This is a genomic window from Klebsiella sp. MISC125, assembly GCF_051131775.1.
In the GTDB taxonomy this organism is placed as follows: Bacteria; Pseudomonadota; Gammaproteobacteria; order Enterobacterales; family Enterobacteriaceae; genus Klebsiella.
Map to the genome: position 1 here is coordinate 355,587 of NZ_CP180448.1, position 24,271 is coordinate 379,857.

At 55.4% G+C, this 24,271-nt stretch carries 22 protein-coding genes and 1 riboswitch; of the genes, 13 read left to right on the forward strand and 9 right to left on the reverse strand.

Annotated features, from left to right (window positions below):
* Positions 1-144: 144 nt before the first annotated feature.
* The gene (locus ACMYSL_RS01615) at positions 145-1,419 is read left to right on the forward strand and encodes an acid phosphatase (protein WP_434661212.1); all 1,275 of its coding nucleotides are present in this window, start codon (positions 145-147) and stop codon (positions 1,417-1,419) included.
* A gap of 113 nt (positions 1,420-1,532) precedes the next feature.
* Here the strand turns inward: ACMYSL_RS01615 and ACMYSL_RS01620 are convergent, their stop codons facing one another.
* Together ACMYSL_RS01620 and bioH are read right to left on the reverse strand one after the other, a co-directional pair.
* Complete coding sequence (locus ACMYSL_RS01620) at positions 1,533-1,802, reverse strand: YdgH/BhsA/McbA-like domain containing protein (protein WP_110274834.1); 270 nt, start codon at positions 1,800-1,802, stop codon at positions 1,533-1,535.
* Between the two features lie 111 nt (positions 1,803-1,913).
* On the reverse strand, positions 1,914-2,696 hold the full coding sequence (gene bioH, locus ACMYSL_RS01625) for a pimeloyl-ACP methyl ester esterase BioH (RefSeq protein WP_434661213.1): 783 nt from the start codon (positions 2,694-2,696) through the stop codon (positions 1,914-1,916).
* 37 nt (positions 2,697-2,733) lie between these two features.
* On the opposite strand from bioH, the gene gntX reads away from it, so the two are divergent.
* The 5 genes from gntX (at position 2,734) to rsmJ (ending at position 8,708) form a co-directional block, all read left to right on the forward strand.
* Positions 2,734-3,408, forward strand: coding sequence for a DNA utilization protein GntX (gntX, locus tag ACMYSL_RS01630; RefSeq protein ID WP_434661214.1), 675 nt, complete (start codon positions 2,734-2,736; stop codon positions 3,406-3,408).
* Between the two features lie 58 nt (positions 3,409-3,466).
* Complete coding sequence (nfuA, locus tag ACMYSL_RS01635) at positions 3,467-4,042, forward strand: Fe-S biogenesis protein NfuA (RefSeq protein WP_110274837.1); 576 nt, start codon at positions 3,467-3,469, stop codon at positions 4,040-4,042.
* A 331-nt stretch (positions 4,043-4,373) separates the two neighbouring features.
* Positions 4,374-5,690: a gluconate transporter gene (gene gntT / locus ACMYSL_RS01640; RefSeq protein ID WP_110274838.1), complete on the forward strand. Its 1,317-nt coding sequence runs from the start codon at positions 4,374-4,376 to the stop codon at positions 5,688-5,690.
* 209 nt (positions 5,691-5,899) lie between these two features.
* Entirely contained in the window at positions 5,900-7,942 is a 2,043-nt protein-coding gene (gene prlC, locus ACMYSL_RS01645; RefSeq protein ID WP_434661216.1) for an oligopeptidase A, read from the forward strand.
* 7 nt (positions 7,943-7,949) lie between these two features.
* Positions 7,950-8,708 carry a 16S rRNA (guanine(1516)-N(2))-methyltransferase RsmJ gene (gene rsmJ / locus ACMYSL_RS01650; RefSeq protein WP_434661218.1) on the forward strand — a complete coding sequence of 253 codons (759 nt, stop codon included), beginning with the start codon at positions 7,950-7,952 and terminating at the stop codon, positions 8,706-8,708.
* 275 nt (positions 8,709-8,983) lie between these two features.
* Here the strand turns inward: rsmJ and ACMYSL_RS01655 are convergent, their stop codons facing one another.
* Both ACMYSL_RS01655 and ACMYSL_RS01660 read right to left on the reverse strand, forming a co-directional pair.
* Positions 8,984-10,102 (reverse strand): ROK family protein, encoded by a 1,119-nt coding sequence (locus ACMYSL_RS01655; protein WP_434661219.1) that lies wholly within the window; start codon positions 10,100-10,102, stop codon positions 8,984-8,986.
* A 19-nt stretch (positions 10,103-10,121) separates the two neighbouring features.
* A complete protein-coding gene (locus ACMYSL_RS01660; protein ID WP_182235210.1) occupies positions 10,122-10,952 on the reverse strand; it encodes a glycerophosphodiester phosphodiesterase in 831 nt (276 codons plus the stop codon).
* Positions 10,953-11,167: 215 nt separating this feature from the next.
* Between ACMYSL_RS01660 and ACMYSL_RS01665 the strand changes: the two genes are divergently transcribed.
* The 4 genes from ACMYSL_RS01665 to ACMYSL_RS01680 are packed head-to-tail and all read left to right on the forward strand — an operon-like array spanning position 11,168 to position 15,026.
* Entirely contained in the window at positions 11,168-12,235 is a 1,068-nt protein-coding gene (locus ACMYSL_RS01665; RefSeq protein WP_434661221.1) for an ABC transporter ATP-binding protein, read from the forward strand.
* Complete coding sequence (locus ACMYSL_RS01670; protein ID WP_182235208.1) at positions 12,232-13,098, forward strand: ABC transporter permease; 867 nt, start codon at positions 12,232-12,234, stop codon at positions 13,096-13,098. Before ACMYSL_RS01665 ends, ACMYSL_RS01670 begins: the two co-directional genes overlap by 4 nt.
* The gene (locus tag ACMYSL_RS01675) at positions 13,095-13,931 is read left to right on the forward strand and encodes an ABC transporter permease (RefSeq protein ID WP_110274846.1); all 837 of its coding nucleotides are present in this window, start codon (positions 13,095-13,097) and stop codon (positions 13,929-13,931) included. The genes ACMYSL_RS01670 and ACMYSL_RS01675 overlap by 4 nt, the downstream gene beginning before the upstream one ends.
* A 21-nt stretch (positions 13,932-13,952) precedes the next feature.
* Positions 13,953-15,026, forward strand: coding sequence for an extracellular solute-binding protein (locus ACMYSL_RS01680; RefSeq protein ID WP_434661222.1), 1,074 nt, complete (start codon positions 13,953-13,955; stop codon positions 15,024-15,026).
* Positions 15,027-15,061: 35 nt separating this feature from the next.
* Here the strand turns inward: ACMYSL_RS01680 and ACMYSL_RS01685 are convergent, their stop codons facing one another.
* Positions 15,062-16,261, reverse strand: a complete 1,200-nt coding sequence (locus ACMYSL_RS01685; protein WP_434661223.1) for an NAD(P)/FAD-dependent oxidoreductase — start codon at positions 16,259-16,261, stop codon at positions 15,062-15,064.
* Between the two features lie 233 nt (positions 16,262-16,494).
* Between ACMYSL_RS01685 and ACMYSL_RS01690 the strand changes: the two genes are divergently transcribed.
* On the forward strand, positions 16,495-16,998 hold the full coding sequence (locus ACMYSL_RS01690; RefSeq protein ID WP_181484559.1) for an RrF2 family transcriptional regulator: 504 nt from the start codon (positions 16,495-16,497) through the stop codon (positions 16,996-16,998).
* An 87-nt stretch (positions 16,999-17,085) separates the two neighbouring features.
* Here ACMYSL_RS01690 and dtpB read toward each other — a convergent pair whose 3' ends face one another.
* A complete protein-coding gene (gene dtpB / locus ACMYSL_RS01695) occupies positions 17,086-18,558 on the reverse strand; it encodes a dipeptide/tripeptide permease DtpB (RefSeq protein ID WP_434661225.1) in 1,473 nt (490 codons plus the stop codon).
* 263 nt (positions 18,559-18,821) lie between these two features.
* The gene (gene uspA, locus ACMYSL_RS01700) at positions 18,822-19,259 is read right to left on the reverse strand and encodes a universal stress protein UspA (RefSeq protein WP_004126268.1); all 438 of its coding nucleotides are present in this window, start codon (positions 19,257-19,259) and stop codon (positions 18,822-18,824) included.
* A 380-nt stretch (positions 19,260-19,639) separates the two neighbouring features.
* Here uspA and uspB point away from each other — a divergent pair, with 380 nt between their 5' ends.
* Positions 19,640-19,975 carry a universal stress protein UspB gene (uspB, locus tag ACMYSL_RS01705; protein WP_110274851.1) on the forward strand — a complete coding sequence of 112 codons (336 nt, stop codon included), beginning with the start codon at positions 19,640-19,642 and terminating at the stop codon, positions 19,973-19,975.
* 68 nt (positions 19,976-20,043) lie between these two features.
* Here the strand turns inward: uspB and pitA are convergent, their stop codons facing one another.
* On the reverse strand, positions 20,044-21,540 hold the full coding sequence (gene pitA / locus ACMYSL_RS01710) for an inorganic phosphate transporter PitA (protein WP_304253995.1): 1,497 nt from the start codon (positions 21,538-21,540) through the stop codon (positions 20,044-20,046).
* 230 nt (positions 21,541-21,770) lie between these two features.
* Between pitA and ACMYSL_RS01715 the strand changes: the two genes are divergently transcribed.
* On the forward strand, positions 21,771-22,961 hold the full coding sequence (locus ACMYSL_RS01715; protein WP_434661226.1) for an NAD(P)/FAD-dependent oxidoreductase: 1,191 nt from the start codon (positions 21,771-21,773) through the stop codon (positions 22,959-22,961).
* Positions 22,962-23,002: 41 nt separating this feature from the next.
* Here ACMYSL_RS01715 and ACMYSL_RS01720 read toward each other — a convergent pair whose 3' ends face one another.
* Complete coding sequence (locus tag ACMYSL_RS01720; protein ID WP_182235202.1) at positions 23,003-24,016, reverse strand: magnesium transporter; 1,014 nt, start codon at positions 24,014-24,016, stop codon at positions 23,003-23,005.
* Positions 24,017-24,072: 56 nt separating this feature from the next.
* Positions 24,073-24,256: riboswitch (M-box (ykoK) riboswitch) on the reverse strand.
* Between the last annotated feature and the right edge of the window lie 15 nt (positions 24,257-24,271).

Consider the following 24,271-nt stretch of genomic DNA (forward strand, 5'->3'; position numbering starts at 1 on the left):
GATCCGTCTGGATTACCGCTTCCGGCACTGTGCTGTTTCAATTCCTGCTAAAGCGTTGCAAAACATAACCGTGTCATAAAAACGTAAAACAGGGGGGCTAGCGTCGCATACCGGCAAGGTAATTGTTTGTATAAAGGGAAAATAATGAAACTGCAAATCACACTTCTGACATCGGCGCTCATTTTGGCGCTGCCGGTTATGGCGCAAGATGTCCCTTTGAATCAGGTGGCGGCGATGGCTAACGGTGTGACGCCTGCGGCTGCGAGTCCGGCATTCGACGCTGTGGAGAGCCAAAGCCTGGCGCAGCTACGTAATGCGCTGAAGGGCGATGCATCAACCCTCACACGTGACCAGCTGGAGCACGCCAAACAGACTAAAACTCAGGCGGATAAAGCGTGGCTAAAGGCCAGCGATTATGACTTTCAGGCTAAAGCCAACCAGCAGGCCGGTATCGAGCTGCTCTCGGCGTTCAGCACGTTGCCGAAGACGGTCATACAGCAAAACCTCGAAACCGTCACCGCGATTAACCGCGATGCTGTGCAGACCTCTCGTCATCAGGCGCTGGCAGACGCGGAAGGCATCAGCTATCTCTATTTCCTTAGCGATGCGATGGGACCGCGTCTGGGGAAAGCGTTTCTGACCGCCTACGATAAAGGCGAACTCGGCAAGGCAGCTGCGCTGATTAAAGCTTCCGAAGTGAGTACCGGAGCGGCAAAAAAGCATTTTAATAACCCGCGTCCGTTCCTGATTCAGGGGAACACGATTCATCTGGTACCGGACGATGTGGTGGTGAAGGATAACAAACCCTATACCGCAGACGGTGGCTCATTCCCGAGCGGACACACCAATACCGGCTATACCGATGCGCTGCTGATGGCGGAGATGATCCCTGAGCGCTTTGATGCGCTGGTAACCCGCGGCGCTCGCTATGGTTACTCGCGCATCGTGCTGGGCGTGCATTATCCGCTGGACGTGATGGGCTCGCGGATGGTGGCGCAGCGCAACGTCGCTCACTATCTGAATGATGCGAAGTATCGCGCGTTGTTCAATGAAGCTCGCGACCAACTGCGTACGGCGCTGGAGAAAGAGTGCGGTACAACGCTGGCGGAATGCGCGAAGGTGCCTGCGAAGGACGATCCCTATCGCGACCCGGCAATGCGTGATTTTTATCGCTTCACCATGACCTACAGCCTGCCGCAGCAGAAGGGTGAAAAACAGAGTCTGATGGTGCCGGAAGGGGCGGAAGTGCTGCTGGAAGCGGCATTGCCGAACCTGTCCGCTGCGCAGCGTCGGACGCTGATGGTCAAAACGGCTCTGCCCGCAGGGTACCCGCTGTCGGGTGAGACCGGTGACCAGCAGTTCTGGCAGCGGTTGAACCTGCCTGCTGCGTATCAGATGGCGGCCAAAGTTCATCAATAATCATGGGAGGCCAGCGCCTTTCGTAGCCTGGAGAGTACAGATCAGACGGTTGTGAATTCGTAGCCGGTCAACGTCGCGATACCGAAAGCGGGTCCTGAGACCCGCTTACTGGCTTACTTGTAGACGTCCGCGTTCGCGTGAACCGTTTTCTCGTTCTTCTCGCCTGCAATCACCACAAAATAGGTGCCGCCCATCTCATCCGCTTTTTTCGACAGATCGCGCTTCGCATCCATCGGAGAAGTCGTTTTTGAGGTGGTAATCGAACCGACTTTGGTCAGATTCATTTTAGCGACTTCATCTTTTTGAATTTCCTTGGCAGCGAACGCGCCGAAGGACAGGGAGCCAATCACCAGAGATGCAACAATTCCTGTAACAAGTTTCATAGCCTCTACTCTCCATTAGGTTGTTGTTTTTAGGTCGCGAAGGCGACATGAAATAGTCAACCGTCGCAACAACCTAAGTATTGTCGGGCCCTGCGTTTTTACCATGTCCTGCTAAAAATATTTACTGACCTGGGCTTTTAGCGCTATCAGAGGTGCGCAAAATTCCTGTGGATGAGAGATAAACGGCGCGTGGGCGGCTTTATCGAAGATGATGGATTGGCTCTGTGGCCACAGCGCGTCGAGCACCGGCACGATTTTTCGCGGCACCAGACCATCCAGACGACCGTACAGACGTAAAAACGGCATCGTTAGCGCCGTCAGCGGCTGGCGTAAATCGGCGGTTTTGAGGATCTCCAGTCCGCCGTTTAGCACCTCCGACGTAGGCATCGGCAGCGACAGCACCGTCTTCTTCAGTGCTCTGGCATCCTGGCGGGCGCTCTCGGTTCCCATGGTTTGCAGCGCCAGAAAGCGCTCGACGGTGCGCTGAAAATCTTCACTCAGTTGCTGTTGAAAACCGCTCAGCACCTCGGGTTTGATTCCCGGCCAGCTATCGTGAGCGCTAAAACAGGGAGAAGAGGCGACGGTGACCAGCGCCTGCACGCGGTCGGGGTGAGTTAACGCAACCTGGCTTGCCACCAGCCCGCCGAGGCTCCAGCCCAGCCAGATAGCGCGCTCTGGCGCTTTGGCTAGCACCTGCTGCACCATCTCCTGGAGCGATAGGGCAGCAAAGCCGCCGCTGCGGCCATAACCCGGAAGGTCGACGAGGTGCAGCGTGAAATGCGAGGCCAGTTCCGGCGTGATGCAATCCCACACTTGCGCATTCAGCCCCCATCCGTGCAGCAGCACAAGATGACAATTTCCTTCGCCCGTGGTTTGCCACCAGATCTCTTTCATCGGTTACTGTTCTCTTTCCATCAATATAAGGGGAAATATGCTAACAGCACACAGCTTATGCTGGCTATGCCAAATGCCGCTGGCCATCGCCCGCTGGGGGATCTGCTCGCGATGCGCTGCATCGCTGATGGCGTCTGAACCGCTCTGTCCTCAGTGTGGGCTACCTGCTCAGGCAGGCCTGCTGCCGTGCGGGCGCTGCCTGCAAAAACCACCGGCGTGGCAGCGGCTGGTTGCGGTGAATGATTATCGGCCGCCGCTGAGCGGGATGATTCACCAGCTGAAATTCAACAAACGACCAGAGCTGGCTCCGGCGCTGGCGCGTCTTCTGCTGTTGCGTATTCATCAGAGCAGGGGGCTTCCCAAACCCGATCGAATTATCAGCGTGCCGCTCTGGCAGCGTCGCCAGTGGAAGCGGGGTTTTAATCAGAGCGATCTGCTGTGCCGCCCGCTGGCGCGCTGGATGGGCTGTGCCTGGCGTAGCGATGCGCTCACCCGCCAGCGTCGTACCGCCACCCAGCATCAGCTCAGCGCCAGATTGCGCAAACAGAACCTGAAAAACGCCTTTCAGCTTGAATTGTCGGTTCGGGGTCACCATATCGCCATTGTGGATGATGTCGTCACAACCGGAAGCACCGTCGCCGAGATATCCCGCCTGCTTTTGCGAAACGGCGCCGCGACGGTTCAGGTATGGTGTATATGCCGTACCTTGTAGACCCCTGCTGATGGGCGTATTATAACCAAGTAAAATAGTCAACTATTAGGCCAACGCTATGATCCGTATTTCCGATGCTGCACAAGCGCACTTTGCCAAACTGCTGGTAAATCAGGAAGAAGGGACACAAATTCGCGTATTTGTGATCAATCCCGGTACCCCAAACGCTGAGTGCGGCGTTTCCTACTGCCCACCGGATGCGGTGGAAGACACCGATACTGCGCTGAAGTTTGAGCAACTGACCGCTTATGTCGATGAACTTAGCGCGCCGTACCTGGAAGACGCTGAAATCGATTTTGTTACCGACCAGCTCGGTTCTCAGCTAACGCTGAAAGCGCCAAACGCCAAGATGCGCAAGGTTTCTGATGATGCTCCGCTGATGGAGCGCGTCGAATACCTGCTGCAATCGCAGATTAACCCGCAGCTGGCCGGTCACGGCGGGCGCGTCACGCTGATGGAAATCACCGACGATGGCCTGGCGATCCTGCAATTCGGCGGCGGCTGCAATGGCTGTTCGATGGTCGATGTAACCCTGAAAGAAGGGATCGAGAAGCAGATGCTGAACGAATTCCCGGAACTGAAAGGCGTACGCGATCTAACCGAACACCAGCGCGGCGAGCACTCCTACTATTAATTCCCCCGCCCGGCAGTATTTGCGCTGTCGGGCTACTCTTCTCAGTTACCGCACAACATTCCCCGCTAAGCAACCCGGCAAAAACCCGGGAAAGAGTATGACTTAAGTCTCATATTTGAAATTTTCACTGCTTAGGTGATTCTCAAACTTACCATGTTACCCGTATCATTCGTTTCAGGCGCCACAGATTAAAAAATAGCCAGCTATCCTTTCTCTGGGTAAGGATAAAGCTAGCATTTACGGCGTCGGACATTTTTTGTTCCGGTCGGAACGGATGAAGTCAATGTTGAAACTATGACGTTACCCATAACAAATTAAGGCCAGGTAAATCATGCCATTAGTCATCGTTGCTATCGGGGTTGCCCTGTTATTGTTGCTGATGATCCGTTTCAAAATGAACGGTTTTATCGCTCTGGTTCTGGTGGCGCTTGCCGTCGGGCTCATGCAGGGCATGCCTCTGGATAAAGTTATCGTCTCCATCAAGAACGGCGTTGGCGGAACCCTCGGCAGCCTCGCGCTGATCATGGGCTTCGGCGCTATGCTCGGTAAAATGCTGGCGGACTGCGGCGGTGCGCAGCGTATCGCCACCACGCTAATTGACAAATTTGGTAAACAACACATCCAATGGGCAGTCGTGCTGACCGGTTTTACCGTCGGCTTCGCGCTGTTCTATGAAGTGGGGTTCGTGTTGATGCTGCCGCTGGTATTTACCATCGCTGCGTCCGCCCGCATCCCGCTGCTATACGTCGGCGTGCCGATGGCGGCCGCGCTTTCCGTTACCCACGGCTTCCTGCCTCCGCACCCGGGTCCGACGGCGATTGCCACCATTTTCCATGCCGATATGGGTAAAACTCTGCTGTTTGGTACCATTCTGGCGATCCCGACAGTGATTCTGGCCGGTCCGGTTTACGCACGCTTCCTGAAAGGCATCGATAAACCGATTCCTGAAGGCCTGCATAACCCGAAAACGTTCACTGAAGAAGAGATGCCGGGCTTTGGCGTCAGCGTCTGGACTTCTCTGGTGCCGGTTATTCTGATGGCGATGCGTGCGGTAGCCGAGATGGTGCTGCCGAAAGGTCATGCTTTCCTGCCGGTTGCTGAGTTCTTTGGCGACCCGGTGATGGCAACGCTGATTGCGGTGCTGATCGCGCTTTTCACCTTTGGCCTCAACCGTGGCCGTTCGATGGACCAGATCAACGAAACGCTGACCTCTTCCATCAAAATTATTGCCATGATGCTGCTGATCATAGGTGGCGGCGGCGCCTTCAAACAGGTGCTGGTCGATAGCGGGATGGACAAATACATCGCCTCTATCATGCATGAATCCAATATGTCTCCGCTGTTTATGGCCTGGTCGATTGCTGCGGTACTGCGTATTGCGCTGGGTTCGGCGACCGTTGCAGCTATTACCGCAGGCGGTATTGCCGCACCGTTGATCGCGACTACCGGCGTGAGTCCTGAACTGATGGTTATCGCCGTTGGTTCCGGTAGCGTTATCTTCTCTCACGTCAACGATCCGGGCTTCTGGCTGTTTAAAGAGTACTTCAACCTGACTATCGGCGAGACCATCAGGTCGTGGTCGGTGCTGGAAACCATTATCTCCGTGTGCGGTCTGATTGGCTGCTTGCTGTTGGGGATGGTGGTGTAAGCAGAGCGTGAGTATAAAACGGGCCGGGTAGCAGCGATGCTGACCCGGCTTTTTTATACGCAATAGCCACAACGGCCAGGCTTATCGCAGTAATACCCGGTTCTGCGCAGCGCCTGACATTGAAATTCACCCAACTATCCCCCATTCTAGATCTCATGCTAAAGCGCCGGACGCGCGCTTCATTTACCCTCTTCAACAGGACTGCGCATATGACCAATCCATTACTGACGCCTTTTTTATTGCCCCCTTTCTCTGCTATCCAACCTGAACATGTCGTCCCTGCGGTCACCAAAGCGCTGGATGATTGCCGGGCGGCGGTAGAGAGCGCGGTGGCGCAAGGGGCGCCGTACACCTGGGAAAATCTTTGCCAGCCGCTGGCGGAAGTGGACGACGTACTGGGGCGCATTTTTTCGCCGGTCAGCCACCTGAACTCGGTTAAAAACAGCCCGGAACTGCGCGAAGCCTACGAACAAACCCTGCCGCTGCTCTCTGAGTACAGCACCTGGGTTGGGCAAAATGAAGGTCTGTACAAAGCGTACCGCGACCTGCGTGATGGCGATCATTACGCCACCCTGAACACCGCGCAGAAAAAAGCGGTCGATAACGCGCTGCGTGATTTTGAACTTTCTGGTATTGGCCTGGAGAAAGAGCAGCAGAAACGCTATGGCGAAATCGCTGCGCGCCTGTCCGAGCTGGGCAACCAGTACAGCAACAACGTGCTCGACGCCACTATGGGCTGGACGAAGTTGGTGACCGATGAAGCCGAACTTTCCGGGATGCCGGAAAGCGCGCTGGCCGCCGCCAAAGCGCAGGCTGAAGCCAAGGAGCAGGAAGGGTATCTGTTAACGCTGGATATCCCGAGCTATCTGCCGGTGATGACTTATTGCGACAATCAAGCGCTGCGTGAAGAGCTGTATCGCGCTTACTCCACCCGCGCTTCTGACCAGGGGCCAAACGCCGGGAAGTGGGACAACAGCCCAGTGATGGCGGAAATCCTTGCCCTGCGCCACGAGCTGGCGCAGCTACTGGGCTTCGACAGCTATGCCGACAAGTCTCTGGCTACCAAAATGGCCGAGAACCCACAGCAGGTGCTCGACTTCCTGACCGACCTGGCCAAACGCGCGCGCCCTCAGGGTGAGAAAGAGCTGGCCCAGCTGCGAGCCTTCGCCAAAGCCGAATTTGGTGTTGATGAACTGCAGCCGTGGGATATCGCATACTACAGCGAAAAGCAGAAACAGCATCTGTACAGCATCAGCGACGAGCAGCTGCGTCCGTACTTCCCGGAAAACAAAGCCGTTAACGGCCTGTTCGAAGTGGTTCAACGTATTTATGGTATTACCGCCAAAGAGCGTACCGATGTTGACGTCTGGCATCCGGAAGTGCGTTTCTTCGAGCTGTATGACGAAAACAATGAACTGCGCGGCAGCTTCTACCTCGATCTCTACGCTCGTGAACACAAGCGCGGCGGGGCGTGGATGGATGATTGCGTCGGCCAGATGCGCAAGCTCGATGGTTCGCTGCAAAAACCGGTTGCCTATCTGACCTGTAACTTTAACCGTCCGGTCAGCGGCAAACCGGCACTGTTCACTCATGATGAAGTGATCACCCTGTTCCACGAGTTTGGTCATGGTCTGCACCATATGCTGACCCGTATTGATACCGCCGGGGTTTCTGGCATCAGCGGGGTGCCGTGGGATGCGGTCGAACTGCCGAGCCAGTTTATGGAAAACTGGTGCTGGGAGCCGGACGCGCTGGCGTTTATCTCCGGTCACTATGAAACCGGCGAGCCGCTGCCAAAAGAACTGCTGGAGAAAATGCTGGCGGCGAAAAACTACCAGGCGGCGATGTTTATCCTGCGCCAGCTGGAGTTCGGCCTGTTCGACTTCCGTCTGCATGCGGAGTTCCAGCCAGAGCAGGGGGCTAAAATCCTCGAAACGCTGGCGGAAATTAAAAAGCAGGTTGCGCTGATCCCAGGACCGTCATGGGGCCGCTTCCCGCATGCTTTCAGCCATATTTTTGCTGGTGGCTACGCAGCGGGTTACTACAGCTACCTGTGGGCCGACGTGCTGGCGGCGGACGCCTTCTCGCGCTTCGAAGAAGAGGGGATTTTCAACCGCGAAACCGGTCAGTCGTTCCTCGACAACATCCTGACTCGCGGCGGATCTGAAGAGCCGATGACGCTGTTCAAACGCTTCCGCGGCCGCGAGCCGCAGCTGGATGCGATGCTTGAGCATTACGGTATTAAGAGTTAATCCTGTTGTGAAAATCTGTTTAATTGATGAAACGGGCGCCGGAGACGGCGCCTTATCTGTTCTTGCCGCCCGCTGGGGGCTGGAGCACGATGAAGATAACCTGATGGCGCTGGTGATGACGCCAGAGCATCTGGAACTGCGTAAACGCGATGAGCCGAAGCTTGGCGGCATTTTTGTCGATTTTGTTGGTGGGGCGATGGCCCATCGACGCAAGTTCGGTGGCGGTCGCGGTGAAGCGGTGGCGAAAGCGGTTGGTATTAAGGGCGATTACCTGCCGGATGTGGTCGATGCGACGGCGGGGCTGGGGCGCGATGCGTTCGTACTCGCCTCTGTGGGTTGCCATGTGCGGATGCTGGAACGTAACCCGGTGGTTGCGGCACTGCTCGATGATGGCCTGGCGCGCGGTTATGCCGATGTGGAAATTGGCCCATGGTTGCAGGAGCGTTTGCAGCTGATTCACGCCTCCAGCCTGACGGCGCTCACCGATATTACTCCGCGTCCGCAGGTGGTGTACCTCGACCCGATGTTCCCACATAAGCAGAAAAGTGCACTGGTGAAGAAAGAGATGCGGGTGTTTCAGTCGCTGGTGGGGCCGGATCTGGATGCGGATGGTTTGCTGGAACCGGCACGTCAGTTGGCAACCAAACGCGTGGTGGTGAAACGCCCGGACTATGCGCCGCCGCTGGCGGATGTGGCGACGCCGAACGCGGTGGTCACCAAAGGCCACCGGTTTGATATTTACGCCGGAACGGCGATTGAGCAGTAAGGATAAATTTTACAATCCGGGGATGCTGCTGACTCAAATATCGTGCGCGTTTTCCCCGGGGGCGGCGCTTGACGCGCCTTGCCCGGGCTACGGATTCGTGCGGTCTGGTAGCCCGGATAAGGTGTCAGCCGCAATCCGGGGGATGCTGCTGACTCAAATATTGTACGCGTTTTCCCGGGGGCGGCGCTTGACGCGCCTTGCCCGGGCTACGGATTCGTGCGGTTTGTAGCCCGGACAGGTGCGTAGCACCGCCTCCGGGAATGTCTTCTTTTCTGCTAGCTCTGCCCTTCGTTAATCACCTGATATAGCGGGATCATCGCCGCGCCGCGTGAAGCGCTTAGCGCCCCCATCGATGAGGCCGCTAGCATGACTTTCGGACGGTTAGGGTCGAGCTTTGTTTGCAGGCGATGATTTAGCTCCTGCACCAGCCGACTAATAATCGGTTTAGGCAGCGCACCGCCCAGCACAATCAGCTGTGGATCAACCCACTGCACGCAGCCGAAAACAGTTTGTTCTACCTGGCCGCAGCAGCGGGCAAACCAACCCTCCAGCAGCGGATGCTGACCGGCGATAAGCTCCGGTAACTGCGCTTCTTCTAGCCCCTCATGCTCTAGCGTAGCGACCAGATCTTTATAGGACGGGCGCGGCGTACCGGACGGGAACGCCATCCCTACCTCGCCCGCATTAAAGAAGCCGCCGCGCAGCAGCTTATGCCCGGAAATCACCCCAGCGCCGATACCGTAGCCGAGGTCGATAAACGTCAGATCGCTATAGTCGTTCCATTCGCCACTGTACAGCTCGCCTACCGCCGAGGCGTTGGCGTTGTTCTCTACCCATGTCGGCCACGGCAGGTTGTCGGCAAACGCCTGCTGGAGATCGACCTCACGCCAGCTCTCCAGCCACGCCACGCTATGGCGCTTGCGTCCGTCAGCTTTCAGAAAACCCGGCACCGCGTAGCCGATCCCGAAAATTCGCGCGTGCTGAAGCTGGCGCTTTTTCAGCGTCTGCTCGACCAGCGTTTTAATTTGTGCGAGCGTTGAGACCAACGGCTGGTTTTCCTGATGCGCCTCGGAAATTGAGAGCAACTGGCGACCGCTGAGATCGACCACCGTCATATCGATAAAACCCGGACTGAACGACAATCCGATGGCGCAGCCGCCGCCGGGATTAAGCCGCAGCGGTAGCGACGGCTGGCCCCGCTGCCCGGTATTACGCTCACCTTCGACCACCAGACCGGAAAATATCAGCTCCCGGCACTGCTGGGTAATCGCGCCCGCCGTCAGGTTTGACAAACGCGCCAGCTCCGCGCGAGTAACCGGTGCATGGCGGCGGATAAGCTCCAGCAGCAGGCGCTGCGAACCACGCAGCTCAAGGCGTTCAGAGTGGGCGTTCATGGTGTCCTTAATTTTTTATCTAATCCCAGCGCAGTCCGGCCTCTTCAATCAGCCCCTGCAAATACGGAATATCATCGTGGCTGAGCATATCAATCAGCCCCGCCTGCATCCAGCCGATAATCACCGGACGGCTGTCGCAGCCGAATTTATAGTCGTACTGCTCCAGCGGCGTCATGCCGTTTTTCATTTCATGCAGATACATCCGTACGCCCAGCCCCGCCTTTTTGTAAGCCCGCAGATCGTCAACGTGGGCAAATTCGTACTCAAAACAGACACAGCTGGCATGGGACTGCTGCACTGCCGCCAACTGGTCATTGTAACGCTCCAGCGTCACTACCTGTAACGCCAGCTCCGGGATTTGCGCCTTCACTCGATTTATCAGTACATGATTGAAACCCAGCAGCTGGATATGGCCAATTGTTTCCGGCATGGCGCGCAGCAGCTGTACCAGCACCGCGACGAACTCATCATGACGGCGGCGTTGTTTCACTTCAACTATCAGCCCCATATGGTTCTCCATCGCCCAGCGCAGCACGTCCGCCAGCAGTGGGATGCGAGTCCCGCTAAACGCAGGGTGATATTTCACGCCAAAGTCGCTCTCCAGCAGCTGAGGATAAGTCAGCTGTTCGACAAATCCCTGCCCGGTAGAAACCCGGTCGATGCGGTGGTCATGGGTCACGACCAACTGATTATCTGCCGTCAGGTGGATGTCTATTTCGATGCAGTGTGTACCCGCCTGGCGGGCGGCTTCAAAGGCCGGAAAGGTGTTCTCCGGCGCACAGCTGGAATACCCGCGATGACTGTTGGCCAGCACAATACCTTCTGCCGCGCGGTGAAAAGTAAACGCCATCTTCTTTTCCTCTCGAATGTAAGATGGTTATTAACTTTACTACTTAAATTTAAATGTGAAAGATGTTTTTATCTTCTCATGTTCAATATGTTGTTTTGTATGTATTTAATTTGATATTCAGATCATTTTTCAGCTTTGAAGATCTGCGTCACATAAATTTAATGTTTAGTATGTAAATTTAATAATCATCTTTTTAATCGACGGAAAACAGACTCATGTCAAAACTGGTTCTGGAACAGGTAACCAAAACGTTCGGTGATTTTTACGCCGCCAGAGAGATCTCGTTCTGCGCGGAAGAGGGGGAGTTTGTCACCCTGCTCGGGCCGAGCGGTTGCGGCAAAACCACCCTGCTCAAAATGATCGGCGGTTTTCACCAGCCGGACAGCGGGCGCATTCTGATTGGCGATAAAACGGTTAATGCCCTGCCGCCGGAAAAGCGCAACACCGCCATGTGCTTCCAGTCCTATGCGCTGTTTCCGCACCTCAACGTGGCGCACAACATCTGCTTCGGCCTGAAGCAGAAAAAGGTCGCCATCGCTGAACAGCAGACCCGGCTGGCGGAGGCGCTGAAGCAGGTCGGGCTGGAAAGCCAGCGGCTAAAAATGCCCGCCCAGCTCTCCGGTGGCCAGCAGCAGCGCGTGGCGCTGGCCCGGGCGATGATCACCCGCCCGGACGTGATTCTGTTCGATGAACCGCTCTCCAACCTCGATGCCAAGCTGCGTGAAAGCGTGCGTTTTGAGATTAAAGAACTCCAGCGGCAGTACCGGCTCACCTCGATCTACGTCACCCACGACCAGGCGGAAGCGCTGGCGATGTCGGACAAAATCGTGGTGCTGAACGCCGGCAACGTCGAGCAGATCGGCAAGCCGGAAGAGATCTACTACCGTCCGGCAAACCGTTTTGTGGCGGACTTTATCGGTGCCGCTAATATCGACACTGCGCAGGTCACGCCCGCAGAGCAGCCGGGTTACTACCGTGTACGCTGCGGCCTGGGCGAATTTTACGTGTTCTCAGACCAGCCGCCGCGCGCAGAACATTGCTATATCTGCTGGCGGCCTGAAGACGCGCAGTACGTCACCCAGCTGCAGGCGGGCGGCAATCACTTCACCCTGACGCTCGATAAAATGGCCTTTATGGGCAACCTTACCGAAGCCTGGGGACACAACGACAGCGGGCTGTCGGTCCGTTTGCAGTTAATCAAAAAGCCGCCCGTCGCCTCCGGCGAGCGCGCCTGCTTCCGTCTGGCGGAAAACGCCATTCATTTTCTGGAGCCGGTATCATGAAAAACTGGCGCAACGATGCGATCGCCTGGCTACTGATGCTCAGCGGGCTGGGCACGATCCTGCTGCTGATGGGATCGACTTTTTACGTGGTGATTGTCCAGAGCCTGGGCTGGTTTAACCTCGAAGGCGACAGCCATTTCTCGCTGGAGTACTGGCGCAATATGTTGCAGGACGAGGTGCTGCGCAGCGCTCTGTTTTACTCGGTGAAGGTGTCGCTGTTGGGCGCGTTCGGCTCGGTGATTTTCGCGTATCCGCTGGCGCTGTGGCTGCGTAAGCCAATGGCGGGTAAGGAGGGCATTATTGCGGTACTGCGCGCGCCGATGTTTATCCCCGGCCTGGTGGCGGCGTTCCTGTTCGTCAACATCGTCGCTTACCACGGCATCATCAACGAACTGCTGCTGGCGCTGGGGATTATCAGCGAGCCGCTGCGGATGCAGAACGACGATTTCGGCTGGGGCGTGGTTATCCTGCAAATCTGGAAGAACCTGCCCTTCGCCCTGATCCTCGTCGGCGGCGCGGTCAACGCCATTCGTAACGATGTGCTGGACGCCGCCAGCAATCTTGGCGCCAGCCGCTGGCGCAGTTTTACCGGCGTGGTGGTGCCGCTGACGCTGCCCGCCGTGCAGGTGACGCTGATTCTGGTATTTATCGGCGCGCTGGGCGACTTCGCCTTCTTCTCGGTGGCCGGGCCGCGCAACACTTATTCGCTGGCGCGCCTGATGCAGGCTACCGCCATGGAGTACGGCGAGTGGAATAACGCGGCGGTGATTGCGGTGATCATTATGCTCACGGCGGCCATCTGCACGCTGCTCATCGCCACGCTGATTACCCCGTTCGCCACCCGCAAAGGAGAGATCAAATGAGCCACACTACCAACGGTCGCCGGGTGGTGACGATTTCGCTGATCTTCTTCGTGGTCGCCAACCTGGTCTGGCTGGGCATGCCGTTCGGCATGGCGATCCTCTGGTCGCTGGTTGACCCGGCCCATCCGTGGAGCTACCCGGATATCTTCCCGCCCGTATTATCGTTCAGCCGCTGGCTGCTGGTATGGGAAAAGACCTCGCTTTCCGAGGCGCTGTTTAACAGCTACACCATCGCACCAGCGGTGGCGGTCGTTAGCCTGCTGCTATCGCTGCCCACCGCCTACGCCTTCGGGCGCATGACCTTTCGCGGCAAGGCGGTGGCGGAGATGCTGACGCTGATCCCGCTGGTGATGCCGGGGATGCTGATCGGCATATTCTTCAGCGCCATGCTTATCAATCTTAATATCGACAACGCCTTTATCAGCATTGTTATCGGCCATACGGTGCTGACGCTGCCCTATTCGATCCGCATTATGTCGGCGGGGTTTAAGGCGGTGCCGCAGGACTTGATCGACGCCAGCCGCGACTTAGGCTCAGGGGCGTGGGGCACCTTCTGCAATGCTTATCTGCCGCTGCTCAAGCCAAGCTTTCTGGCAGCGCTGATTTTTTGTCTGGTGAGAAGCCTGGAGGAGTTCAGCATCTCATACGTGCTGGGCGCGCCGGATTTTATCACCGTCCCAACCATTCTTTATTCCTTCCTCGGTTACTCCTTTGTGCGCCCGGACGCGGCGGTGGTATCGATGATTCTGGTGATCCCCAACGTCATTCTGATGGTCATCATCGAGAAGCTACTGAAGGGGAACTATCTGTCGCAATCCACGGGGAAAGCCTGACCTTTTACAGGAGATAATGTGATGAAAAAAGCAGTAATGATTCTGGCGAGCGGCCTGCTGTGCAGCTCACTGGCGATAGCGGCGGATAACAGCGACCTGATCGCCCAGGCTAAAAAAGAGGGCAGCGTGACCTTTAACGTCTGGTACCTGCAGCCGCAGTGGCGCAGCTTTGTGAAGGATTTTGAGCAGCAGTACGGCGTTAAGGTGCGCATTCCGGAAGGGAGCATCGACGGCAATATGAACAAGCTGCTGGCGGAAGCGGGCAAAGAAAAGGGCAAAATAGATGTGATCGCCCTGTCCGTGTCGCAGCTTCAGGTCACCATGGGGGCGAAAGCGCTGGCGAAGGTGGACGACCTGCCAGGCTATGGCGACGCCATTCACCAGATTCAGAATGTCGATACTCAGGGTTATGCCGTGGCGTTTTGGGGGAATCAGACCGGGCTGGTCTACGATCCACAGCAGATGGATGACCGGGCGCTACCGCAGACCATGGAAGACCTTCAGCGTTTTATCGACGCCAATCCAAAGCGCTTTGGCTATAACGACCCGAATAACGGCGGCGCGGGAGAAGCTTTTATTCAGCGTGTCGTTACGACTCAAAGCGGTGAGTTTGACAGCGAGTCGGCTACTGTTGATGCCGCGGTGGTAAAAAACTGGCTGAAAGGCTGGCAGTGGTTTGCCGCCAATAACGACAAAATCACCCGTACCGCTTCCGGTGCTGACAGCCTGACGCGCCTGAACGACGGCGAACTGATGCTGACACCTGCCTGGGAAGACCATCTGGCCGGGCTGCAAAAAACGGGAGCGATTACCTCACGGCTGAAATTTTATGTACCGGAATTTGGTATGCCCGGCGGCGGTAATGTCGCGGCTATTGCCGCCAACAGTCAACATCCGGCGGCATCGCGGCTATTCCTTAACTGGCTGATTCAGGCTGAGACGCAAAAAGCGCTCAGTAAGGCTTTCGGCTCCACACCGATGAACAAACAGGTCAGTCCGGACGTGAAGCGCCCCGACACCGAGGTGCAATTTTACGGTAAGGCCTACAGTATGCAGATGAAGAAAGAGTTCGTACGCCAGGTGATGATGCAGTGAAGAATTCCCCTGCCGCTCTGGCAGGGGACGATCATTTATACAAACGGGGCCAGTGGGTCGGCTATCTCGAACGCTACCGCTTTATCGGCTTTTGGCGGATAAATCAGCTCGCTGACGATCGACATCTTGAGCTTTTTCGCTTCGGCGCGCGTTAACTTCACCTGCTGATCCCAGCCTTCGGTGTAAACAGCGCCCCACGCGCCCAGATCCAGACAGGTGACGTACATCTCCTGACGATACGGCAGCGGTTCAACGTTCAGCAGGCTTGCTGCCACATTGTTACCGGCAAATTTCCCCAGCAGGATGGCGTGCTGACAGGTCATCAGCGCGTGATTGCCCTTATCATCGGTGGCGGCGTAAGCCACATCGCCGGTGGCATAAATGTCTTCATGACCGACCACCTGAAGATTTGCATTTACATGCAGACGGCCCTGACGGTCGCGCGGCGCATCAATCTGTGCGGTCAGACCGTTAGCCTGAACGCCAACGGTCCATATGACCGTCTGTGACGCAATTGTCTGACCATCTTTCAGCGTCACGCCAGAGGCATCCACGCTCTCAACTTCGGTATTGACCATCCATTCAACGTTCAGCTCAGTGGAGGCCTCAGCAATCACATCGCGCAATTCCTGGCTCCAGCGAGCACCCGGCTGCGCACCACGTTCAACTACGACAACTCTGGTCTTAGCATCAGCACCGAGGATGTCGCGCAGACGACCCGGCAGCTCCAGCGCCATCTCAATGCCGGTGAAGCCGCCGCCGCAGACGACAACGGTATTACGCGCCTTGCTCTCTGGCTGCTTAGCCAGATCTTGCAGATGCTGCTCCAGCACGGCTGCACTCTCAAGCTGATCGAGGTCGAAGGCATGCTCTGCGGCACCGGCGACCATACTGCGATTCACCTGGCTGCCGCTGGCCAGCACCAGACGGTCATAGCGATGCAGGCGCGTTTCACCGTGGGTATCTTTCCAGCTCACCTCTTTGGAGTCCGGAAGGATTTTCTCAACCGTGCCGCGCAGGAAGGTAACACCAGTGACGTCGAACAGCGGTTGCAGTGGCGCAACCAGCGTCTGAACGGCGCTTTCATAAAAACGTGGGCGCACACGCAGCTCAGGCTGTGGTGCAATCACTGTAATATCAATGTCCTGCTGATTTTTATCCGCCAGACGTGCGGCGCTCAGCGCTGCCCACATACCGGCAAAGCCAGCCCCGATGATCAAAATTTGTTTACGCATCACTGTTGTTCTCGCTGTTCACTACGATTTATTTACTAGGATTATATTGATCGCAGTTAGTCGATGCAATGTCATTTGAAATATCGGGAGCGGCTTTCGTTGTGATTTTTATTTATCTAATTGATAATTATTAATTTAAATTTTATGCCGGTCCTGTATTTTGCAATCTCTCTGGAATCGGGAGAGCGGAAAAGCTACAATAAACTCAGATTAATTTTGGCTGAGATAAGAGCATGGCATTCTACAGTTCTGGGGTTGAGTACGGCATCCATAGCCTGATGTGTATGGTGGACAGCAAAGGCGATGCCCGCGATATGAGCGTGCGTGAGATTGCTGACCTGCAAAGTGTGCCCTACGATTACCTGGCCAAAATCTTCACCCGTCTGTCAAAGGCTGGATTGGTGCGCAGCATCGAGGGTAAAGGCGGCGGTTTTCAGTTGGCGAAACCAGCTGAACACATTACGGTTCTCGACGTGGCAAACGCCATTGACGGTGACAAACGGATTTTTGAATGCCGTGAGATTCGCCAGCGTCTGGCGGTATTCGAAGAGCAGCCGCCGGAATGGGCCTGCGAAGGGATTTGCGGCGTGCGCTCGGTCATGGACATGGCGCAGCAGCGAATGGAAGAGGCTTTAGGCCAGCACACCATTCTCGATCTGGCGCGCAAAATGTACCGCAAAGCGCCGGATACCTTTGTGGTGGAAGTGCAGGACTGGATTGCTGCGCGAAAAGCGTAGTCGCAGGAAGCGCCCGACAGCGCAAGGCTAATCGGGCTTGTGAAATCCAGGCCGGATAAGGCGTTAGCCGCCGTCCGGCAATGATCATTACTGTTCGGTACTGGGTGTATTAATCATCCGATTCAGCCACGGCACCATCATTGCCATGACCACCGTTACCGCCAGCGTCACCAGACCGATTTTGCTGAAGACGTTGGTATAGATAGGCAGCGTTTGTAGCGGGTCGGTAATATTGTCCGGCACGGCGGTGAAAGTGGCGACGTAGCCGCCCATCAGGAATGCGGCGGCCTGCGTCAGAAACCACATCCCGAGAATGAAGCCCATCAAATGCTGCGGTACCAGCGCGGCGACCATCGCCAGCCCCAGGGCGCTAATCAACAATTCTCCCAGGCTCTGGAACAGATAGACCAGCACGATAAACCACGGTGAAGTCAGCCCCTGAGCGTCGGCAAACCACATTCCTGCGGCGGCGGCAGTCAGAAAGCCGAGCGAGCAGAGAAACATGCCGAGCGTAAATTTCATCGGCATGGTCAGGTCTTTGCCTTTGTTACCCAAACGCGTGTAGATAGCGGCCAGAAGCGGGCTGGCAACCACCACCCAGAACGGGTTTAGCGCCTGGAAGCTGACCGGGTTAATGGTGAAACCGAGTATTTCATGATGGACGTTATTGATCGCAAAGAAGTTCAGAGAGGTCGGCATCTGCGCGTACAGAATGTAGAACAGTACGGCTTCCAGCATCAGGATAAATGCGACGAACATTTTGTTGCGCCCGGTTTTATCCAGCTTGAAGGCCTCGCGGAAGAAGAAAATCGTCACCACCAGGGAGAGGAAAATCAGCACCAGGTTGGCGATTTTAACGTTGTGCATCAGCCAGGCGCAGAGGTAAATCATGACCACCGTGCCCGCCAGCACCAATAGCAGATTACGCAAATTCAGCGGCTTGTGGTCCGGCTCGGAACCAATGTCTTTCACCATTCCACGACAGGCGAAGTAAACCAGCAGAGCGACGATCAGCCCCGCACCGCACAGGTTGTAGGTCACCGCGTAGCCGTACTTCTCAGCAATGACCGGTGCCAGCGATAGCGACAGCAGCGAGCCAATGTTAATCGACATATAAAACAGCGTGAACGCGCCATCCAGGCGGGCATCTTTCGGCGGGTAGCACTTAGACAGCAGGCTTGCCGGGTTGGCCTTAAACAACCCGTTCCCCACCGCAATGGTCCCCAGTGCGATAAAAATCAGGTTGGGTTTTAGCAGCGACAGCCCGGTCATAAAGTAGCCAATCGCCAGCACGACCGCACCCAGAACCAGCGTGCGTTTGGTACCGAGCAGATGGTCGCCGACATAGCCGCCAATGGAAATCAGGCCATACACCAGGGCTGCGAACGCGCCGAAGGTAATAAACGCCTGTTCCTGGGAGAATCCGAGCTGTTTAACAAAGAAAACGGCCAGGATACCCTGAACGCCGTAATAGCCAAATCGCTCCCATAGCTCCACAAAGAAGATCATAAAGAATGGGCGAGGCTGTTGCAGTAAGCCTGTCGGTGCGGGTGAGTTCATCTTTCTTCGCCTTTTTATCCTGTCCGGAAAAGTATGAACGCGTATGCCAAAACGCGCTGAAAAAGTCTTATGGTGCGTAATGATGTGATTATTTTGTAAATTGATGGATTATTATATGGGTATAAAACGGTTGGATTGGTTGATCAATCTAACATTGTGCTAATTTTTTGGATTTATATTCTTTTGGTGGGTTGGCGAGTGGAGTGCGGCAGGAAGAAACAAAAACGCCCGCGTATGCGGGCGTCGGTCAGCAGGGAAAACGGTTATTCGTCTTCTTCGTCGCGTAGCGGAACAATCAGCATATCGACGTGAACGGTATTGATCAGCTGGCGAGCGGAGGACATCAGCTTGCTCCAGAAGTCCTGATGATGACCGCAAACCACCAGGTCCATATCATATTTTTTAATCGCATCAACCAGCACCTGGCCGAGGTCGCCGCTGCCGCTCAGAGTCTCAGTAATCGGGTAACCTGCGTTGGTGGACAGTTCGCTTAACGCGTGGTGTGTCTCTTCGGAAATGCGTTTCTGCATGTCGCCCAGATTGACATCAATAAGCCCGGTGTAGAGATCGGAGTAATTCACATCCACGTGGATCAGGGAAACTTTTGCATTGTAGGGACGGGCCATAGAAACGGCTTTTTCTACCAGTACTTTGCTTTCCGGGGACAGGTCTACTGCAATGAGAATGTGTTTGTAAGCCATGGTGTTACTCCTTCCATAAGTTGTCGATGACCGTTGGACCTGACAGCCAGCGCTGCCGCTTCGCCCGCGTCCTGCGTACCACATGCGCGGGGGTTAGTCCTTAAGGACTTAATTGTAGAAGATATTTCTACCTTATAGCGCCCCTCGCGCTTCGTCAATCTACCTTGTTCAGCAAATAGTTAAACAAATATATCCGATTTATGCATTGATAACGGTTAACGTTGTGGTAAAAAAATTAACGGATCTCCTACACTATTTAATGAGCCGATCGAATAAATAAACGTGATCGGAATCGCACTCTTTTACTGTACAGTCAATTTGATATTGGGGAGCGGTAGTCCCGGAGAGATTCTCCGAGGGCGGGTCGCCGGGGAGGAGGTATGATCAGCACGATTGCGCTGTTTTGGGCCCTGTGTATCGTTTGTGTGGTGAATATGGCACGCTATTTTTCGTCACTGCGTGCATTACTGGTTGTGCTACGTGGTTGTGACCCTTTGCTCTATCAATATGTCGACGGCGGTGGTTTTTTCACATCGCATGGGCAGCCCAGCAAGCAGATGCGTCTGGTTTGGTATATTTATGCCCAGCGCTATCACGATCATCACGATGATGAGTTTATCCGTCGCTGCGAGCGGGTTCGGCGGCAGTTTATACTCACTAGCGCGCTATGCGGCCTGGTCGTTGTGAGTATGATTGCTCTGCTTATCTGGCATTAGTCCGGCTAAAACCAAAAAAAACGGGCCAGTTTCCTGACCCGTTAATATTTTTTGCGCGTGCTATCCGCTTAGATAATCTTCAGCGAGAGCCAGTACAGCGCGCCTGACAACAGAATCGCTGCGGGCAGGGTGAGTACCCAGGCCATCAGGATACTGGTGACGGTTTTCTTCTGCAGGCCGCCGCCATCAACGAGCATGGTCCCCGCAACGGAGGAGGAGAGCACGTGAGTGGTGGAAACCGGCATACCGGTGTAGCTCGCCAGACCAATCGATACGGCTGCGGTCATCTGGGCTGACATACCTTGTGCGTAGGTCATTCCTTTCTTACCAATTTTCTCGCCGATAGTGGTCGCCACGCGACGCCAGCCGATCATCGTACCGATACCCAACGCCAGAGCAACCGCCATGATAATCCAGATTGGCGCGTACTCGATGGTGCTCAACATATCGGTTTTCAGTTTCTTCAGCAGACGCTTATCTTCGGCATTCACTTCAGGCAGTTTCGCCACTTTATCAGTGGTGTCGGAGATGCAGAGCATCACGCGACGCAGCTGGCTACGCTGTTCAACGGAGAGCGTGTCGTAGCTTTCAGTGCCGGTCAGCATCGTCTTCATGCGGTCAAGCGCGTTGATGGTGTTAGCCGGGTGGCAGTGGAATTCGCCGTTTGCTGCCGCACCGGCGTCCGGAGACGGGATAAGCTGCTCTGCGCCAGTCACTTTCTTCAACAGCTCAGGGCGCTGCTGGAAGAAGGTTTCCACATTGTTGACCGCATCGCGGGTACGGGTGATTTCGTAGCCGGAAGCGTTCATGTTGACCACGAAGCCTGCCGGAGCGACGCCGATCAGAACCAGCATCACCAGACCAATGCCTTTCTGTCCATCGTTCGCACCGTGCGAGAAAGCCACGCCAATTGCTGACAGAATCAGCGCAATACGCGTCCAGAATGGCGGTTTTTTCTTACCGTCTTTCTTTTCACGTTCAGCAGGTGTCAGGTGGATACGAGCGCGTTTTTTGGTATTGCTCCAGTAACGACGCAGGATGAAAATTAAACCACCCGCAACCACCAGGCCAACGATTGGCGAGATGATGAGCGAGCCGAAAATACCCATGACTTTCGGGATATTCAGCGCGTCCACGACCGAGGTGCCGGTCATCAGCGCATTGGTTAAACCAATACCGATGATAGCGCCGATCAGCGTGTGTGAGCTGGAGGCCGGAAGGCCGAAATACCAGGTTCCGAGGTTCCAGATTATCGCCGCCAGCAGCATGGAGAAGACCATGGCGAGGCCATGTGCTGAACCCATGTTAAGCAGCAGGTCGGTCGGTAACATATGCACGATGGCATAGGCAACGCTAAGACCGCCCAACAGAACGCCGAAGAAGTTAAAAAGGGCCGCCATCGCCACAGCAAGCTGCGACCGCATTGCGCGTGTGTAAATCACAGTTGCAACAGCGTTTGCGGTATCATGAAAACCATTGATCGCTTCGTAAAACAGCACGAAAGCAAGAGCAAGCAATAATAATAGCCCGGTATGTAAATCCAGACCGGCAAATAAATGTAGCATAGGACGTTACGCCATTTTGAGGACATGAACGCGGCGCATTATCAGTGACTTTCGCGGCGCGGGCAAAGTGAAATATAGACTTTTTTTGATTTTCTTCCTGTTTAAGTTTTACCTTGTTGGGAGTATTCCTATATCTTTCAACGATGTACATAAGTGCAGTTTTTTTCCTGCTGGTGCGACCAGAGTGAAAAATTTACAATTCCCGACAATCGGGATATGAGGAATGTTGTGTGGAAAGGTTTGATGCCATCGTAATTGGCGCCGGAGCGGCGGGAATGTTTTGTGCAGCGCAGGCAGGGCAGGCGGGCTGCCGCGTGCTTTTGCTCGATAATGGCAAAAAGCCTGGCCGCAAGATACTGATGTCCGGCGGCGGGCGCTGCAACTTTACTAACATGTATATTGAACCCGCGGCATATCTCAGCCAAAACCCGCATTTTTGCAAATCTGCGCTGGCGCGCTACAGCCAGTGGGACTTTATCGACCTGGTTAGCAAACACAACATCGCCTGGCATGAGAAGACGCTGGGTCAGCTTTTTTGCGATGATTCAGCCGAGCAAATCGTTAACCTGCTGCTGGCCGAGTGTGAAAAGGGCGGCGTGCAAATTCGTCTGCGTACGGAAATTCTCAGCGTCGAACGTGATGACGAAGGTTACATGCTGCAGCTTAACGGCGACACGGTGGCGGCGAAAAAGCTGGTGGTTGCTTCGGGTGGCCTGTCTATGCCCGGCCTGGGCGCTTCGCCGTTTGGCTATAAACTTGCCGAGCAGTTTGGCCTGAAGGTGCTGCCGACTCGCGCCGGACTGGTACCGTTCACCCTGCATAAGCCGCTACTTGAACAGTTACAGGTACTGTCCGGGGTTTCGGTACCGTCAACCATTACCGCCGAAAACGGTACGGTCTTTCGCGAAAATCTGCTCTTTACCCACCGTGGACTGTCCGGCCCGGCGGTGCTGCAAATTTCCAGCTACTGGCAGCCGGGAGAATTCGTCAGTATCAATCTGCTGCCGGATTGCCATCTTGATGAGTTCCTCGACGAGCAACGTGTGGCGCATCCCAATCAGAGCCTGAAAAATACGCTGGCGATGCAGTTGCCGAAGCGGCTGGTTGAGTGCTTGCAGCAATTAGGGCAGCTTCCGGACGTCACCCTGAAACAGCTTAATGTTCGCGATCAGCAGACCCTGGTTGAGACGCTGACCGGGTGGCGCGTTCAGCCGAACGGTACCGAAGGCTATCGTACGGCGGAGGTGACCCTCGGCGGCGTGGATACCAACGAACTCTCCTCACGCACCATGGAAGCCCGCAAGGTACCAGGGCTCTATTTTATCGGCGAAGTGATGGATGTGACCGGCTGGCTGGGAGGATATAACTTCCAGTGGGCCTGGGCGTCAGCCTGGGCGTGCGCACAGGCGCTGGTTGAATAGTAAGGGATGAGCCCGGCAGCTTTCACTACCGGGCGAAATAATCAATTCAGCCCAAGAAAATACTGGGCGATTTTGAAGTAGATAATCAATCCGGTGCCGTCGATAAGGGTGGCGATAAACGGTGCTGAAACCACCGCTGGATCGATGCCGAGGCGCTTGAGCGTCAGCGGGATCACCGATGACACCACCGCGCTCCACAGGGTAATGCACACCAGCGTCAGGCTGACAATTAGCGTGATTTCCATGCCGATGCCCATCATCCACGCGCGCAGGCAGCCCGCCAGACCGAGAGTGATAGCTATCAGCAACGAGGTGGAGACCTCTTTACGGATTACGCGCCCCATATCCCGCAGCCGCACTTCCCCAAGCGCCATAGAGCGCACCAGGGTGGAGGTGATCTGCGTCCCGCTGTTGCCACCAGTACCAATCAGTAGCGGAATGAAAAAGGCCAGTGCAATCGCTGACTCCAGCGCTTCTTCAAAATGCTGCAATACGCTGCTGGTGTAGGCTTCGGCGACGAACAGCAGCAGTAGCCAAACCGAACGCTTTTTCCAGAGCGCCCATGGGCTGGTTTCCAGATACGGCTTTTCCAGCGGCAGCGTTGCTCCCTGACGCTGGGCATCTTCAGTCACATCATCTTCCAGCAGATGGGCAATCTCTTTTTCCATCAGGCAGCCAACCAGCTCGCCCTTTTCGACTACCGGTACCAGGTCGAGACCACGCTCGGCCAGTTCGGCGACCACCTGCGGGCGCTCGTCGTCAGGCCTGACACGAAACAGACAGCTATCCATTAAATAACGAATGGATTGAGCGGTATCGCTCTCCTGGAGCAGCTTTTTAATCGACAAGCTACCGCGCAGTTTTTTTCCGGCGACAACAAACACCTGGCCTGGGATCTCATCGCCGGCAAGCTGAGAAACGAATAGCTCTCGCGCTTCATGAACGCTGAGATGCTCCGGCAGAGTAATGAAATCGGTACGCATGTACTGGGCGATCGCGTCGCCGTCAAAAGCAGAGATAGCCTGATGTGCGGCGCACAGTTGAATTGAAGACATGGTGTAATTCCCTATAAAAAATCACTCATAGGGGCGAACAAGACAGGATGAGCACAGGCAGATCCCTACGTCCTGGTTTTAGCACTGCACAACGTATCTGTCCGGCATGAACGCCGTCAGAAGTTACCTTGGCAACACCTTGATTCGATGGAAGCCTGTATTTCCCTGAGTGGTCTCTCTCGATACCAGCAGGGCGGTAACTTATATTTATGCAGGAGCCTCGCCATAACGAGATCGTTAAATGAGGCGTAATTA